This is a genomic window from Shewanella sp. cp20 (assembly GCF_000832025.1).
Classification (GTDB): domain Bacteria; phylum Pseudomonadota; class Gammaproteobacteria; order Enterobacterales; family Shewanellaceae; genus Shewanella.
Genome location: NZ_JPII01000017.1, coordinates 204,958 through 219,642 on the forward strand (window position 1 = coordinate 204,958; position 14,685 = coordinate 219,642).

A 14,685-nucleotide genomic window follows, 5' to 3' on the forward strand; every position below is an offset into this window, starting at 1 on the left:
TGGTATTGTGTTGCTCACACCTTAACAGGGCGTTAATTGTTTAGGTGAATATAGTGGCAAAAATAGATTCTGATGTACTGATTAAAGCCGAAAGTACTATACCAATTGAGTTAGTGCAGTCGTCAAAAGACTTTATGGATATTATGTTTTCTAATATTCCATTTTTGGTAACTATTTGCGTTGTAGTTTGTGCAGCGACAGTGACATACCGCAGCAATAGAAAATCCGTTGAATCTCAAAATAGGCTATCTCGAGCTACTTTAGAGAAGCAAACCAAATTGGCAAATGAAGCTAAAGACGCTGAACATCAAAACAAAATATCAGAGTTCCGCCATCAGTGGATTCAAGAAGTTAGAGGCACCAGCTCTGAACTATCTAAAGTACTCCATCAATGCAAAGTGTATTACACGTTAAAACAACGTGAGTTTGAATATTCCGTACATATGTCTGGTACACCATCAGGCAATCAGAATCATCTAGATGTGTGCGATAAGTATGAGTCAAAATATATAGAATCCCGAGCAGAGTTTTATCAACTATATTCGAAAATAGTATTATTGTTTAAACCAAGCGACTCCCAGACTGAGAATCTCTTGATATTGTTAAATCAAATGCGATTAGCATTATACAATAATCCTTCACAGGTTACAGATGAGTCGATTGATGCAATATTGACTGAATTGCAGAACATTCTTAAGACCGAATGGGAAGTAACTAAATCAAGAACATGGGTACAAAACACTTAGCAAGTCAATTATGGAAGGGACGCCTAAAGCTTGGCTGGTGCTCATTCTTCGCTAATTTTAGCCAAGCATTTGTGCGCCCCATAATTGGATTTTTATGGATAAAATACTCTAACGCGTTGCTGTCCAAAAATGATTTGGTGTTTGAGCGTCGCGGATACAGAAGTCGCTTAATCGAAGAGACGGATAACCAGGTGTAAACACATTTGTGACCTTCCGAGACATGGATGCCGAGGTAGAGCTCACAGGGAAGTGCTCGAACAACCTCCTTGTCTAACGGCCAGTTCGGCATCCATGCCTCTCGTTCGTATCCACGAAGCTAGGCTTCACTCACCGTGTCACAAATGTGTTTGCACATAAGCCTGCCGCAGGCAATTCAAAACCATGAAGGTCAACGCTACCATCAGCGAAGTAAAAACCTATGCCGCTAAAGGTTACAATCTAAAAAGCCAATACCTTTATTCGACGGTCTACTTGCTTTTGTCCAAAAATGATTTGGTGTTTGATCGTCGTGGATACAGAAGTCGCTCAATCGAAGAGACGGATAACCATGTATTTGCACATAAAGGTCGTTTAACCACATCCAAGTGATCTCGACATTGGTGCATCCATGCACTGCACCTACGGTAGGCAATTGATATACCATGAAGCCATGGTTACGGCTTTCTTGCAAATGCTTAATATGGCTAGATGTTAGTGCACTTCTAACTGATTTAATTTCATTACGACATTAGCGATTTTGCCTCGATGGTGGAGTGGGATTGGTCGTCTATCCCGGTGACAATCATTTTGATGTTCTACACGCAGAGGCCAATTAATAGATTGTGGTTGAGCTAATTGGATTTTTGAAGATTTTTCGCCTTTAGTATCCATTCGGATTATCTATGATGTAGAGCCAGCCGTTGTCTTTATATTGCATCACTTCGAGCGCTGTACCCTTCAAATCCGTCCCTGAAATTTGCCATTCTGTTCTAATTAAGGCGATCTCTCCATTAATGTGAACTGACTTTGACAGGGTAATCATTTCACCTTCGACTTGAAGGTATTTTTCTAATTCACCAACAATGGCTTCTCTCCCCATAGCTGCCCGTCCTTTATTATCGAGTATTAATTTTGCGTCAGCAGCGAAGAGTGTCGATAAGCCTTCGAGGTTCTTTTGCTTAAAATATTGGGCAAACAGGGTATGGAGTTCATCAGGTGTTTGTGGTTTGGGATGACCCAATGATGGCTTAGCTATTACACTCGCGGCTAAAAGCATTAATGAGGTCATTATCATTTGTGTCAGTTTCATCAGAATTTCCTGAATTGGGCTTGGGTAATGACGCAAGGTTACTTAAAGCGCTAACTTATAGCTATTAGCTTCCTAAAAGTAACTAATTACCTTATGGTAACTGACGTGATTAAAATGCAAGCGTCAACAACCAATTCGAAAATGAAGGAAGTATCAATGGAGCATGCGCAAGCCCCCGAAAATTACTGTCACGTTGATAAATACCTTTCCCTAATATCAACAAAGTGGACGGCTCATATTGTCTACCTACTCAGTCAAAACTCAGTCATGAGGTTTGGTCAGATTCAAAAACAACTGGCATTGGTCTCCAGTAAGGTGCTGAGTTCACGTTTGAAGTTATTGGAAACGGAAAAAGTTTATCTGGCGAGAGCAGCAAGCCACAATCCCTGTCACAGTTAACTATGGATTGACTCCAAAAGGGCGGGAGTTGGCTGATATTGTTAATAAAATAGTCGACAAAACAGAATCATGGAGCTCGGAGGATAATTAGTTAAGTTGTGATGACTTCAGATGTTAACTGGATCATTGCAAATTGCGCATCAAAGCGCATAGTATTGCGCTCAGCGTTATAGCAAAGAAGGAAAAGCCCTGCTCAAATCAGCGCCTAGGCGGTATTAGTGTCGGTGTTGTATAGCTTTTGTATGGTTTTTTCCTGTGAGTCGACCGAGGTATTTAATGCAGCCGAACTCTTTATTGAAGCAACCTAGAATTCACTGACGAGCGTGATGTTTTATCAATAATTTTTCGATTAAACATTAGCTTGAGGTCTAGTATGCAAGACAAACATTGGTCAAAATTTCAATTGTTACACCAAGTTGTAACTAACCCGAATATTAGGGTAAAGGGCGAGCACAGCTACTACAGCGACTGTTGGGACAATGGTTTCGAGGAGTCGGTGGTCAGGTACCTACACGGCGACAAGATCAGCCGAGACTGGGAGCCCAGGTGGGAGATAGATAAACTTCATATCGGCGATTATGTCTGTATCGGTGCCGAAGTGGTGATTTTGATGGGCGGAAACCATACCCATAGGGCCGATTGGTTCTGCCTATATCCCTTCATGGATTACATAGAAGAGGCCTATATTGGCAAGGGCGATACGCATATTGGTGACGGTGCCTGGTTGGGCATGAGAGCCATGATCATGCCGGGTGTCTCGATAGGTGAGGGGGCGGTCATCGCCGCCAACAGTGTCGTCACTAAGGATGTCGAGCCTTACGCTGTCGTGGGGGGCTCACCCGCCAAGTTAGTGAAGTATCGTTTTGAACCCGCCATTATTAAAGAGTTGTTGCAACTGAACATTTATGACTGGCCCGAGGAAAAATTTTCCGCCCTAAAACGATATCTATGTGCCTCTGACATACAGCGGCTTAAAGACGCTGCGTTAGCCTACGATGCCAAGAATCAGGCTTAGCTAAGCCTTGAGTTCCTCCCAACGTCTGACATTTCCCGCAGGCGTTGGGATATTCTGTTTGTCGTCTGTTTTCGACTTAATCAGTTTTCTACCTAAATATAAGTCAGCCAATTCTTGCTCGTCCTATCTAGTTAATACCAATCGTAATAAACAATTGATCATTCTAGCTTGTTAAAACGCTCGATAACTGTATTAGTATTTTTAATTGTAGAATAACTACTTATCTAAAAATCCTGCTTTGTTCTCAAGCGTTTTTCCTGCGCTATTTCTGATCACATGTTTACTGTGATTGGTATAACTCGCCCGTTGGGATTCTCAACGAATGGTTAAAGCATTGTTCTGTTTGAGTGAAAGGGTTATGCTTGCGACCGCACTAAGTGCAGCTTTCGGCTTTACAAAACAGCATCATAGATATGGATTGAGTGAGATATTAATGGACTATACAGCGGACTATGTTTTTGACTATGTTTCTGACTTTCCCCCGGATTTTTCAACATATTCCCTAGAAGAGTTATTAGAGGCCAAGATAGATAAGCACTGCCGGTAGGAAAACAGGGAAATCAGAAAAAGCTTAGGGAAGGGAGATAGTGTGTCAGTCGATTATTCGAAGTGTACCTTGGATGAGCTTCTTGATGTTAATGACAATATAGACAAACAGCAGTACCCCGAGCGGTATCAACAACTCACCGATGAGATTGCCCGCAGGCGAGCCGCCGGAGAGGTAGCTGAATGCGAGGCAGGAATACCAGAGTGGGAAGATGATGAGTTTGATGTGTTCATTGAATTCTCTGAAGAAGCTCCCACACGATATCGCATCCTATTTATTACGATATTTTGTCTAGTTAACATCGTGTTCTTAGCCTATGTTTTGCCAAAGTATCATGTGGCCGAGCTGGTAGATGTTCATGAGTATTCAACTACTGTCCATGGCATACAGTGTCGCAGTAGTGAGGTTATCGATGAGGGGACAGGTGAAGCTTTTTATGATCTCGATATCCGCTCGTTTGAAGATAACTTTTATGCAGTTGATTTAGGTGCGAGTAAATGTCATCGATTGGCACAATATCTTAAAGTAGGCGAAGATATCGCTATCTGGCATCAAGCTGGCCTGATACTTCAATTGAAAGATGGTAAGCAGACTCTGCTTTCCTATCAATACATGAAGCCCAAAATACGTGATTTTCAAACCAGTTATTTACTCTATTATTGGCTTGGTCTAGCCCTTTTTTGGATGAAGTGTTTTAAATCTCTGGTTAATGCCATATCGCCGGGTACTTTTAAGATGAAGATGCCGGACGTTATTCGCTAGTCGGCGAAATCTGCTCTTGGTCATTTTTTCTCTGAGTAAAAAGCGAGCTTATTAATCAAACTATGAGTATTCCCCTCGAATCTGCGCCCCGCGCCGGCGATAGCCTGATGCTAAACGGTCGACCGGTTTATTTTCTTGCGCCGTTGCCCGTGATGTCACTCCCAGATGACCCCTTGCTCCCCCCTGAGCTGATTCTGCAACACGATGAGGTGACACAGGATCTCGGCCAGGGTAAGGCCGACAGAGACCTTGCCCTTCAGACGCGCTTCGTCATTTTTATCTTGTATCTCTTCGGCGCGATTTTTATCGCGGCGGGCATGCAAGAGGGTGAGCTGGACAGCTTGGCGCTCATGCTAACCCTGGCACTGTTATCGATTGTTATGCTGGCGGCGCTGATGGGGTTTGGCTGGCAGGTGATTCGTCGGCGACGGCGGCCAACGATACGTTTTAATCGTCAGCGGCGCGAACTCTGCTATCGGGATGCTGTCAGTGGCGCGCCGCGCTTCGTCCCCTGGGAGTCTGTGGTGGCCTATGTTCATGGCGGCACGGCACTGGGCGCCACGGCCATAGGCCGACCGATTAAGATGGACGATCATAGCCTGCGCCTGGCGGAGTATCAGGCGCACGACGGGGCGCTGAATAATTTCTATCAGGGGGGGCTACATGCTAGTGAACTTCTCCCTGGAAAATTGGGAGGCGATCCGCCGCTTCATGGAGGAGCCCAAGGAGAATTGGCTAAGGGTGGACCCCTTACCCGATAGCCTGGGTTTTCGCCGCAGACGTCGTGAGCTGTGGCAGTGCTTTAAGGCCAACCCCAATAAGCGCTGGCTGCATATTAATCTGCGCGATTACAGCGAGTCCTGGTTGACTATGGGCGGCTATTATCTGTTTCATTTGCTGACTTGGTGGCAGCTACCTTACTCAGTTTCAGCCTGGTATTTGCGCCTCGCCGTGCTAAGACCCTGGCCTGATGCGGTAGCAGAGTGGTCTCTGCCTCTGCCTCTGCCTCAGTCGCAGTGGGCTCAGCCCAGCGAGCAGTATCTCGAGGCTCGCGCCACATTTTTAAAGACGCAGCAGGCGGCATAATTGGTGAGATAGCATTCTTAGGTACCAAATATAAGCCCCTAAAAGAGCAATAAAAAAGCCCGGCATATGCCGGGCTTTTTATATTCGAGTCTTGTAAGCGTCTTACTTGGCAGACTTGATGAAGTCGACCATCTGCTCGAATGGGATCTCTTGCTTCTCACCGGTGCGACGGTTCTTGTATTCGAATACGCCGTTGTCTATGTTGCGCTCGCCAATCACGATCACGTGAGGCAGACCAATCAGCTCCATGTCGGCAAACATCACGCCTGGACGCTCTTTACGGTCGTCGAACAGCACTTCGATGCCGGCATCGTTAAGATCGCTGTAGAGCTTCTCGGCCATATCTTTAATGCGATGTGACTTGTGCATGTTCATTGGCAGGATGCCTACCTTGAACGGGGCGATGGCGTCTGGCCAGATGATGCCGCGATCATCGTGGTTCTGCTCGATGGCGGCGGCCACGATACGGCTCACGCCGACACCGTAACAACCCATCAGCAGGGTCTGTGCCTTACCGTTCTCATCCAGTACGCTGGCGCCCATGGCTTGTGAGTAGTTGGTGCCTAGCTGGAAGATGTGACCCACTTCGATACCGCGTAGCAGGCCGATAGTGCCCTTGCCACATGGGCTAGGTTCACCTTCGATGACGTTACGCAGGTCGGCAACCTCTGCCTGTGGCAGGTCGCGCTCCCAGTTGATGCCGACATAGTGCTTACCGTCTTGGTTGGCACCGGCGGCGAAGTCGCTCATGACGTTGACGCTGTGATCCACATATACAGGGATGGTCATGCCCACAGGGCCAAGTGAGCCAGGGCCTGCACCTAAGGCGGCGCGGATCTCGGCTTCACCGGCCATCTCGAATGGTGCCAGCACTGCGTCGAGCTTCTCGACTTTTACTTCGTTCAGTTCATGGTCGCCACGGACGATGACGGCCACCAGAGGTGCCTCTTCGCTGGCGCCCTTAACGATAATGGTCTTGACCGTCTTCTCGATAGCGATACCGTGCTGCTCAACCAACTCTTCGATGGTCTTGGCGTTTGGTGTGTCGATAACGCTCATTTCCATGGTGGCGGCGCCACGTGGCTCGGTAGGTACTGGCGCCTCGGCCTTCTCGATGTTGGCGGCGTAGTCGCTCTCGGTCGAGTAGGCGATCAGGTCTTCACCACTGTTAGCCAGCACGTGGAACTCGTGTGACATGCTGCCACCGATAGAACCTGTGTCGGCCAATACTGGACGGAAGGCCAGGCCCATACGACCCAGGATGTTGCTGTAGGCGGTGTACATGGCCTGATAGGTATCATCCATGGTCTGCTGATCCAGATGGAAAGAGTAGGCGTCTTTCATCAGGAACTCGCGTGAACGCATCACGCCGAAACGGGGACGCACTTCGTCGCGGAACTTGGTCTGGATCTGATACAGGTTCAGTGGTAGCTGCTTGTATGAGCTGACCTCTTTACGAATGATGTCGGTGATCACCTCTTCGTGGGTTGGACCCAGGACGAAGTCACGGTTGTGTCTGTCTTGGAAACGCAATAGCTCGGGGCCAAACTTGTCCCAACGACCGGTTTCTACCCAGAGATCCGCCGGCTGCACCATGGGCATCAAGATCTCAACAGCACCTGCATTGTTCATCTCTTCGCGAACGATCGCTTCGACTTTGCGCAGCACACGTAGGCCAGACGGCAACCAGCTGTATAGGCCAGAAGCGTTACGGCGTATCATGCCGGCGCGCAGCATTAATTGATGACTGATCACCTCAGCGTTTGCTGGGGTCTCTTTTTGTGTTGAAAGCAGGTACTTGCTAACTCGCATTCCCAATATCCAGTTGTGTGATGAAATAGGTCGACATTTTAGCACCCTGACGTTTGATGTCACCTAGTTTGTTGGCCTGGCGCCGTGGCAGATTTTTTTCGGCCAACTAGTGATCAATATGGATAAATTGCGTAAAGTATTGGGCTTTTCGAAGCTGGCTATCGGCAAGAACTATCGGCAAGACAAAGTGAGCTAAGCCGGTCGATAAAACGTGAGATAACAGGCCAGATAACAAGGTAGAGAAAAACATGGAAGTGATCGCGCAAATTTATCCCGATCGTATCGTTGTGAGTCACGGCTCGCAGCAGCAAACGTTTTCACCCCAGGCCCCTTTTACCACCCGGCGCCTGCTGGTGGGCAATTTTGCCCCTGCGGAGCAGTGCCTGAAAGCGGGATTAAGGCAGCTGGGTTGCTTCGGGCTGTTTAAGCGGCCAACACTGGTCATCCAACCTATGGTCATGTGTGAAGGCGGGTTGTCTGAGGTCGAGGAGCGCTGCCTGATGGAGCTTGGCTTGAGCGCCGGCGCCCGTCATGTCAGGATACAGGTCGGTTAAGCCTAGTTGCACTAGGTTCGCAGCAAATGGACGCTGGGATGAGCAGGTGGTAGTCAGCTGTCGCTAACGGCTGTTACTGTCGCTAACGGCGGTTATATTAAGGGCCGTATTTTTAGGAAAGTTGCATTTAGGAAAGTTGTATTAAGGATAGCCATGAAAGCAAAAGTTATTATCGTCATCGCACTGACCCTGGGCGCCTTGGTTGTTGTGCCTAAGCTCGAGACCACCTATCAGAAGGCGACCCTGAGCAACGACAAGGGGGAGACGGTGCAGTGTGAGGTGAGTTGGACCGGGTTTGGCTTCGGTGAAACCCTGTCAGACGGCAAGTATCAACAGTGTATCGACGACTATATCGACCAGGGCTATGTGATCAGCCGCAACGAGAAACGGGTTGAGAAGGTGGGGGCCCATCTGCTGAGCCTCTAAACATTAGTTTCTAAGCACTAATGTTCTAAATATAAGCCCTTAAAAATTCGATTGGCATCAAGCGCCAGGCAAAAAAAGCCAGCCTAATCTAGGCTGGCGAAGGGCTAGCTGGGATCGCTAGTTGCAGTTGATTGCCTCATACAGCTCCTGATACATCATCTCGCGCATCTTGAATTTCTGTATCTTACCCGTCACTGTCATCGGGTACTGCTCGACGAATTTGATGTATCTCGGGACCTTAAAGTAGGCAAATTTCTCGGTGAGGAAGTGGCGTATCTCCTCCTCGGTCACGCTGGCGCCCGGTTGCACCTTGATCCAGGCGCATACCTCTTCACCATATTTCTCGCTCTTCACGCCGAAGATGGCCGCATCCTGTACGTCGGGGTGGGTGTAGAGCTTCTCTTCGATCTCTCTGGGGTAGATGTTCTCGCCGCCGCGGATGATCATATCCTTGATGCGACCGACAATTTTGACATAGCCTTCGCTGTCCATCTCACCTAAGTCACCCGAGTGTAACCAGCCTTCGCCGTCTATGGTGGCGGCGGTCTTCTCGGCGTCGTTCCAGTAGAATTGCATCACGCAGTAGCCGCGGCTGCACACCTCTCCGGGTTGACCCACCGGCAGCACCTCGCCGAACTCATCGACTATCTTCACCTGGGTGTGGGCCAGGGCGCGGCCGACCGTGGTGACGCGCTTTTCCAGTGATGAGCCAATCTCGGTCATGTTGTTGATGGGGCTGCACTCCGTCTGGCCATAGCCTATCAGCACCTCTTTCATGTACATGAGATCTTGCACCCTGCGCATCACCTCTTCGGGGCAAGTGGCCCCCGCCATCACGCCGGTGCGCAGTGAGCTGAGATCGAAGCGTTTAAACTCGGGGTGCTCCAGCTGGGCGATAAACATGGTTGGCACCCCATGCAGTGCGGTGCAGCGCTCGGCCTGTACCACCTCTAGAGTGGTGAGGGGATCGAAGGAGTCGCCAGGGTAGATGGCCGAGGCGCCCACCGAGATACAAGAGAGGTTACCCAGCACCATGCCGAAACAGTGGTACAGGGGCACGGGAATACAGAGTCTGTCTTCCAGCCCAAGGCGCATCGCCTTGGCGACCAATAGGCCGTTGTTCAAGATGTTGTGGTGGCTCAGGGTCGCGCCCTTGGGGCTGCCTGTAGTACCCGAGGTAAACTGGATATTGATGGCATCGAAGGGGGAGAGCTGGGCGGCGGTGTCTTTGAGCGCCTTGCGATCGCTCTCGGTGAGCGGACGCTTGATATGGTCGAAGTTGAGCATGCCGGGCGAGGCTTCATCGCCCATACGGATCACAAACTCCAGGCTCGGCAGATTGGCCGATTGCAGTTGTCCCGGCAGGCAGTGCCCAAGCTCGGGGGCCAGCTCGTTGAGCATAGAGAGGTAGTGGCTGGACTTAAATTTCTCGGCGCAGATGATGGCGCGGCAGCCCACATTGTTGAGGGCATATTGCAGCTCCTCCGGGCGATAGGCCGGGTTAATGCACACCATGATGGCGCCTATCTTGGCGGTGGCAAACTGGGTCAGACACCACTCGATGTTGTTGGGTGACCAGATGCCGACACGGTCCCCTGGCTTGATGCCTATGGCCAGCAGGCCGGCGGCCAGCTCGTCGATGTGGGATTGATATTCCTGATAGCTCCAGCGGATCCCTTGATGATGCATGACGATGGCCAGCTGGTCGGGATGGGTCGCCGCCATCTGATCCAGATAATCGCCTATGGTCTGTTCGATCAGTGGTGTGCTGGTGTCGCCGTTAAATTGGCTCAGTTGAAGGGGAAGTTGGTTCTCAGTAGCAAATGTCGTTACAGCAGACATAGAGCCTCCGTGCATAGAGTGTGTCGTTAGCGGTCTGAAGACACACTACTCAAAGTGTGAGGTTTCTCACAAGCAAAGAATGGCGTTTATAGACTAAAGAACTAAGTTGGCCGCGGGGGATAGATAGAAAGGTGAAGCTGGGATTTTATTCAATAAAAACAATATGAAAAAGGAGGCCTTGGCCTCCTTTAATCGGTAAGTGTCACGGCTATGGCTAGCGGCCGTCCTGGGCGCGGCGCGTCTTAAAATCTGACGCCTCGAGCCACTTTGGCCAGTCGTTATTGTTGGCGAGCTTCTCTAGGATATCGCTGATGAGCGTCAAATCTTGCTCTACACCGCCGAGCGTCCAGCTGGGATCGTAATCGTCGGCGCCCTGATGATACTTGTGGGCGATATAGTCAGGGTCGGTATCTCCCAGACTCATAAACATCAGGCCGGGCACCCCTTGCTTGGCCAGGGCGAAGTGATCCGAGCGGAACATCAGGCCATTCTGCGGTCTGGGATCGGCCTTGACCCAACGTCCCTGTGCCTTGGCGGCGTCGTCCAGATAGTGTTCCAGCTCTGACACCCCTTCGCCATAACGCAGTATGTAGTCGACGCCTTTACCGACATTCATGCCGTCTATGTTGAGGAAGGCGACCAGCTGCTTGGTAGGCACAGGCGGGTTCTCGGCAAAATATTGCGCGCCGATAAGGCCGGTTTCTTCGGCGGTGAAGGCGCTAAACAGCATGGAGCGCGCAGGCGGTTGGGTGGCGCTTAGCGTCTTGAAGTGACGTGCCAGCTGCAGCACGCCAGCCACGCCAGAGGCGTTATCTACCGCGCCGTTGTAGATGCGGGTCTGGTCTTCGTGCACTGTCTTGCCCAGGTGATCCCAGTGGGCGTGCATCACCAGCCACTCGTCAGGACGCTGCTTGCCTGGTAGCAGACCGGCGACGTTGTAAGAGGTGGCCAGCTCGATAGCATTTTTCACCTCGAGCCTGGCCTTGAGATCTAGCGAGCGTGACTTAAAGCCCGGCTTGGCGGCGGTGAGCTTGAGCTTGTCATAGTCGAGCCCGGCGGCGGCAAAGATCTTCTGCGCCACCTCATGCTGGATCCAACCCATGACCCCAATATGCGAGCGATTCTTCTGCTTATCGACCAGGGTGTACTTGGTATTGGTGTTGCTGTTTTGCACCACGTTCCAGCCATAGGCGGCCGGGGCCGTTTCATGGACGATAAAGACCGCCTTGGCGCCCTGTCTTGCGGCCTCTTCATACTTGTAGGTCCAGCGGCCATAGTAGGTCATGGCGTTGCCCTTGAAGACCTCCGGGTCTTGGGTGGCAAAGCCCGGATCGTTGACCATGAGGATCACCGTCTTGCCTTTCACATCGATACCCGCGTAGTCGTTCCAGTCATATTCCGGGGCATTGATGCCGTAGCCGACGAAGACGATGTCGCTGTTATCCAGCTTGATGGTTGGCTGGATCTGCTCGGTGCGGGCGGTGAAGTCGCTGCCGTTGTTAAACACCAGATCGCCAACGCTCAGCTGCATATTCTGATCGGCGGTGATCTTGGCCATGGGCACGCTCTGGCGGTAACTGTCGCCAAAGCCCGGTGCGAGCCCCATCTGCTTGAACGCATTTTCAAGGTATTCCACCGTGAGGGTTTCCCCCTTGGAGAGCGGGCCTCGACCCTCAAATTGGTCGCTGGCGAGGGTTTGAACATCTTGCCGGTAGCTGGCTTGGTCAAAGACGAAGGGGGCGGCACTGGCGGCCGGTAGCAGCAACAGGCCGAGTAAGCCCAAGAGGCGTGGGGTATTCACAGACGACTTCCTTTTGTGATGTTTGTTTTTTTATGTGGTGCTCGCCGCCTTAGTAATGGCAAACGATTGGTATAATCATCATATGTGCATCAGAAAGGTTGATGCAAGAGGGGAGCGATGGCGGGGCATAGATCTGTTAAGTTTGTTTGCTTGTTAAAAAAATCTGCTTTACCTTTTAGTTATTGGCGAATTTAGGTTTGCCATTGTTTGGCGCTATGAATGCTAGCGGATTCAAGGAATGACGATGAGAGTCACCTGGGGAAAGGAAAAGACGATGAAGGCCACAACAATCATGCTGATAGCAAGTGTCAGCTTAGGGCTCATGAGCGGTTGCGCCAGTAATAAATCCCTCGATCAAGCATTTTACGATGGGGTTAAGAAAAGCGCCGAGTCGCGGCCCAATAATCCAGATAATCGCGTCGAAGATAAGGATTTAGCGGGCGGAGTCGTCAACGTGATTTTTCATGGTACCGGTAAGCTGATCCACGGTGATGGCGCGACTAAATAGTGCGGCGGTTTATTTCTTATCGCGCCTGTCACCTATGACACGCGCCGGGTTACCGGCGACGATGGCGTAGTCGGGTACATCTTTGGTGACGATACAGCCCATGCCGACAACAGCGTAATCACCTATGGTTACCCCGTCGACTATGCCCGCCTGGGCACCAATCCATACATCTTTACCTATAACGATCCCTTTAGATTGGCTGCTTTGCTGATAAATTGGCGTGTCAGGGCGCATGCCATGGTTAAAGGCGTAGATGGTGACATTGTTGGCGATACGGGTCTGATCGCCTATGACTATCTTGCCGCGACCGCCATCTAAGGAACAACCATGATTGATAGCTACCTCATTACCCATGACGATCGGGCCGTGTAGGAAGCTGTCGGCGGCGATCATGCAGCGATTACCTATCTGAATGTCCCGGCCTGGCTCGGCAAACAATTTGGCCTGGGGGGCGATAAAGCACTCCTCACCTATGCTCACGGTTTCGACCGCCATCAGCCCTTGCTGTATCTCCTCCTGCCAAGGCTTGGCCCAGGTGAGATGTTTAGGCTTCAGGGAGAAGTAGAGCCAGGGCATGTAGGCCAGGCGCTGCTTATGTTGTTCGCGATAGTCTACTTGATTATCTAATGGCGCCTGCATGATTAATCCGCCTGCTCCAACGCCTGAGGTTTCACCGGACGCACCGCGTCGACCAAGATACCTGCCTCGTCCACGTGCCAGAGGATGTCGAGATCATACAGGGCGACCTGGTAATGCTTTGGATCTTCCTTGGCCTTCTTGTAGGCGGGGCGTGGGTCTTGTGCCAATACCCCTTGGATGATGGCCTTGAGGTTGGGGTACTTATCCGCGGGGAGACCGTCGATCTGATGCTGCACCGCATCGGTAAAGCGCACGTCGATAAGTACCGGCGCCTCCTGGGCGATACCGCCGAGGGCACCCTCGATGGCATCTGAGAAGGGGATATAGGGTTTGATATCCAGAATCGGCGTGCCGTCCAGCAGATCCATGGCGGAGATCTCAAGCTCCACCTTGCCCTTGCGTTGATGGATGGCGTGCAGTCTGACCACAGACTGGCCTATGCCGTTGGGGCGGAAGGTGGAGCGGGTGGCAAATACTCCTAGTTTCTCGTTACCGCCAAGGCGCGGTGGCCGAACTGTGGTCTTCCAACCTTGGCTAAGGTTTTCATGGAAGGTAAACAGCAGCCAGATGTGAGAATACTGGGATAGGCCGCGCACGGTATCGATATGGTTATAGGGTGGTTGCAACTCGACGAAGCCGCGGGCGGCGGTGACCAGCCCTGGCTGTCTGGGGATGCCAAATTTCTGTTTATAGGGGGTGCGGCAGATAGCCACAGCCTCAATTTCACGCTTGAGTGTCATGGTAAAGACTTATGTTTACGCTGGTGCGCTGGGCGATAAAAACTACTTGTCTGCGGTGGGCAACAATATGGCCTGACCGACACACAGGGCTTGGCTAACGCAGGCCTTACTCGGTTCCTGGATCAGGGCGCAGCGTTTGATGATAAGGCCATTGGCGCCTTTATCGGCGGCGGCGCGGCGCGCCATGGTGCGGGCCTCGCCGATGGATGCGGGGACATCCTGAGCGCGTTCCTGGCAGGACTCTCCCTCTACCATCCCCTTTAGTTCATAGGGGACCTTGGGCTGAGTGTCCTGAAACAGTTCGACCTCACCGGCCTTGAAGTACTCGTTGATGGCCTGGCCATCTAAATTGCTGTTGAAGGTGTATTCGCCTGCACAGCCACCGAGTAGCAGGGCTGAGAGGAGCAGGACTGTCTTCGGGGCGGTCTTCAGGTCGGAATTAGTCATGATGTTGGCCTGTGTAATGAGCTGAACTAAAAACCGGCCGAATAATCGGCCAGTTTTGAGTCGTTTAGAAGCA

General features: G+C 50.9%; 17 protein-coding genes. 10 read left to right on the forward strand and 7 right to left on the reverse strand.

Annotation, left to right across the window (positions count from 1 at the left end):
- The first annotated feature begins 53 nt into the window (after positions 1 to 53).
- Complete coding sequence (locus DB48_RS05560; protein ID WP_152619100.1) at positions 54 to 746, forward strand: hypothetical protein; 693 nt, start codon at positions 54 to 56, stop codon at positions 744 to 746.
- An 859-nt stretch (positions 747 to 1,605) separates the two neighbouring features.
- Here DB48_RS05560 and DB48_RS05565 read toward each other — a convergent pair.
- Positions 1,606 to 2,034, reverse strand: coding sequence for a nuclear transport factor 2 family protein (locus tag DB48_RS05565; RefSeq protein WP_235375348.1), 429 nt, complete (start codon positions 2,032 to 2,034; stop codon positions 1,606 to 1,608).
- A 267-nt stretch (positions 2,035 to 2,301) separates the two neighbouring features.
- On the opposite strand from DB48_RS05565, the gene DB48_RS20510 reads away from it, so the two are divergent.
- From DB48_RS20510 to DB48_RS05590, 6 genes are all read left to right on the forward strand, one after another.
- Positions 2,302 to 2,433 (forward strand): winged helix-turn-helix transcriptional regulator, encoded by a 132-nt coding sequence (locus tag DB48_RS20510; RefSeq protein ID WP_268747956.1) that lies wholly within the window; start codon positions 2,302 to 2,304, stop codon positions 2,431 to 2,433.
- A 7-nt stretch (positions 2,434 to 2,440) separates the two neighbouring features.
- Positions 2,441 to 2,524: a hypothetical protein gene (locus DB48_RS20515; RefSeq protein WP_268747957.1), complete on the forward strand. Its 84-nt coding sequence runs from the start codon at positions 2,441 to 2,443 to the stop codon at positions 2,522 to 2,524.
- 282 nt (positions 2,525 to 2,806) lie between these two features.
- Positions 2,807 to 3,448: a CatB-related O-acetyltransferase gene (locus DB48_RS05575; RefSeq protein ID WP_041509305.1), complete on the forward strand. Its 642-nt coding sequence runs from the start codon at positions 2,807 to 2,809 to the stop codon at positions 3,446 to 3,448.
- A gap of 589 nt (positions 3,449 to 4,037) precedes the next feature.
- On the forward strand, positions 4,038 to 4,757 hold the full coding sequence (locus tag DB48_RS05580; protein ID WP_041509306.1) for a hypothetical protein: 720 nt from the start codon (positions 4,038 to 4,040) through the stop codon (positions 4,755 to 4,757).
- Between the two features lie 62 nt (positions 4,758 to 4,819).
- On the forward strand, positions 4,820 to 5,518 hold the full coding sequence (locus tag DB48_RS05585) for a hypothetical protein (RefSeq protein ID WP_041509307.1): 699 nt from the start codon (positions 4,820 to 4,822) through the stop codon (positions 5,516 to 5,518).
- Positions 5,499 to 5,843 carry a hypothetical protein gene (locus DB48_RS05590; RefSeq protein WP_041509308.1) on the forward strand — a complete coding sequence of 115 codons (345 nt, stop codon included), beginning with the start codon at positions 5,499 to 5,501 and terminating at the stop codon, positions 5,841 to 5,843. The genes DB48_RS05585 and DB48_RS05590 overlap by 20 nt, the downstream gene beginning before the upstream one ends.
- A 102-nt stretch (positions 5,844 to 5,945) precedes the next feature.
- Here DB48_RS05590 and DB48_RS05595 read toward each other — a convergent pair whose 3' ends face one another.
- Positions 5,946 to 7,655 carry a proline--tRNA ligase gene (locus tag DB48_RS05595; RefSeq protein ID WP_041509309.1) on the reverse strand — a complete coding sequence of 570 codons (1,710 nt, stop codon included), beginning with the start codon at positions 7,653 to 7,655 and terminating at the stop codon, positions 5,946 to 5,948.
- 248 nt (positions 7,656 to 7,903) lie between these two features.
- On the opposite strand from DB48_RS05595, the gene DB48_RS05600 reads away from it, so the two are divergent.
- Positions 7,904 to 8,209, forward strand: coding sequence for a hypothetical protein (locus DB48_RS05600; protein ID WP_041509310.1), 306 nt, complete (start codon positions 7,904 to 7,906; stop codon positions 8,207 to 8,209).
- A 153-nt stretch (positions 8,210 to 8,362) separates the two neighbouring features.
- Complete coding sequence (locus DB48_RS05605) at positions 8,363 to 8,635, forward strand: hypothetical protein (protein WP_041509311.1); 273 nt, start codon at positions 8,363 to 8,365, stop codon at positions 8,633 to 8,635.
- Between the two features lie 117 nt (positions 8,636 to 8,752).
- Here the strand turns inward: DB48_RS05605 and DB48_RS05610 are convergent, their stop codons facing one another.
- Both DB48_RS05610 and DB48_RS05615 read right to left on the reverse strand, forming a co-directional pair.
- A complete protein-coding gene (locus DB48_RS05610; RefSeq protein WP_041509312.1) occupies positions 8,753 to 10,477 on the reverse strand; it encodes an AMP-binding protein in 1,725 nt (574 codons plus the stop codon).
- A gap of 214 nt (positions 10,478 to 10,691) precedes the next feature.
- The gene (locus DB48_RS05615; RefSeq protein WP_041509313.1) at positions 10,692 to 12,278 is read right to left on the reverse strand and encodes a M28 family metallopeptidase; all 1,587 of its coding nucleotides are present in this window, start codon (positions 12,276 to 12,278) and stop codon (positions 10,692 to 10,694) included.
- A gap of 274 nt (positions 12,279 to 12,552) precedes the next feature.
- Between DB48_RS05615 and DB48_RS05620 the strand changes: the two genes are divergently transcribed.
- Positions 12,553 to 12,786: a hypothetical protein gene (locus DB48_RS05620; RefSeq protein ID WP_152619101.1), complete on the forward strand. Its 234-nt coding sequence runs from the start codon at positions 12,553 to 12,555 to the stop codon at positions 12,784 to 12,786.
- A 9-nt stretch (positions 12,787 to 12,795) separates the two neighbouring features.
- Here DB48_RS05620 and DB48_RS05625 read toward each other — a convergent pair whose 3' ends face one another.
- Genes DB48_RS05625 through rcsF form a run of 3 tightly spaced genes read right to left on the reverse strand, consistent with a single transcriptional unit; the run spans position 12,796 to position 14,612 of the window.
- Positions 12,796 to 13,425 carry an acyltransferase gene (locus tag DB48_RS05625; protein ID WP_041509315.1) on the reverse strand — a complete coding sequence of 210 codons (630 nt, stop codon included), beginning with the start codon at positions 13,423 to 13,425 and terminating at the stop codon, positions 12,796 to 12,798.
- A 2-nt stretch (positions 13,426 to 13,427) separates the two neighbouring features.
- Complete coding sequence (tsaA, locus tag DB48_RS05630) at positions 13,428 to 14,165, reverse strand: tRNA (N6-threonylcarbamoyladenosine(37)-N6)-methyltransferase TrmO (protein WP_041509316.1); 738 nt, start codon at positions 14,163 to 14,165, stop codon at positions 13,428 to 13,430.
- A 42-nt stretch (positions 14,166 to 14,207) separates the two neighbouring features.
- Positions 14,208 to 14,612: an Rcs stress response system protein RcsF gene (rcsF, locus tag DB48_RS05635; RefSeq protein WP_052813671.1), complete on the reverse strand. Its 405-nt coding sequence runs from the start codon at positions 14,610 to 14,612 to the stop codon at positions 14,208 to 14,210.
- Positions 14,613 to 14,685 lie beyond the last annotated feature (73 nt).

Bases quoted from the DNA above. Each gene is read 5' to 3' on its own strand.
- DB48_RS05610 (WP_041509312.1), bottom strand. From the start codon at position 10,477: ATGTCTGCTGTAACGACATTTGCTACTGAGAACCAACTTCCCCTTCAA.
- DB48_RS05600 (WP_041509310.1), top strand. From the start codon at position 7,904: ATGGAAGTGATCGCGCAAATTTATCCCGATCGTATCGTTGTGAGTCAC.
- DB48_RS20510 (WP_268747956.1), top strand. From the start codon at position 2,302: ATGAGGTTTGGTCAGATTCAAAAACAACTGGCATTGGTCTCCAGTAAG.
- DB48_RS05605 (WP_041509311.1), top strand. From the start codon at position 8,363: ATGAAAGCAAAAGTTATTATCGTCATCGCACTGACCCTGGGCGCCTTG.
- DB48_RS05625 (WP_041509315.1), bottom strand. From the start codon at position 13,425: ATGCAGGCGCCATTAGATAATCAAGTAGACTATCGCGAACAACATAAG.
- DB48_RS05565 (WP_235375348.1), bottom strand. From the start codon at position 2,034: ATGAAACTGACACAAATGATAATGACCTCATTAATGCTTTTAGCCGCG.
- DB48_RS05595 (WP_041509309.1), bottom strand. From the start codon at position 7,655: ATGCGAGTTAGCAAGTACCTGCTTTCAACACAAAAAGAGACCCCAGCA.
- DB48_RS05575 (WP_041509305.1), top strand. From the start codon at position 2,807: ATGCAAGACAAACATTGGTCAAAATTTCAATTGTTACACCAAGTTGTA.
- tsaA (WP_041509316.1), bottom strand. From the start codon at position 14,165: ATGACACTCAAGCGTGAAATTGAGGCTGTGGCTATCTGCCGCACCCCC.
- DB48_RS05585 (WP_041509307.1), top strand. From the start codon at position 4,820: ATGAGTATTCCCCTCGAATCTGCGCCCCGCGCCGGCGATAGCCTGATG.
- rcsF (WP_052813671.1), bottom strand. From the start codon at position 14,612: ATGACTAATTCCGACCTGAAGACCGCCCCGAAGACAGTCCTGCTCCTC.
- DB48_RS05620 (WP_152619101.1), top strand. From the start codon at position 12,553: ATGAAGGCCACAACAATCATGCTGATAGCAAGTGTCAGCTTAGGGCTC.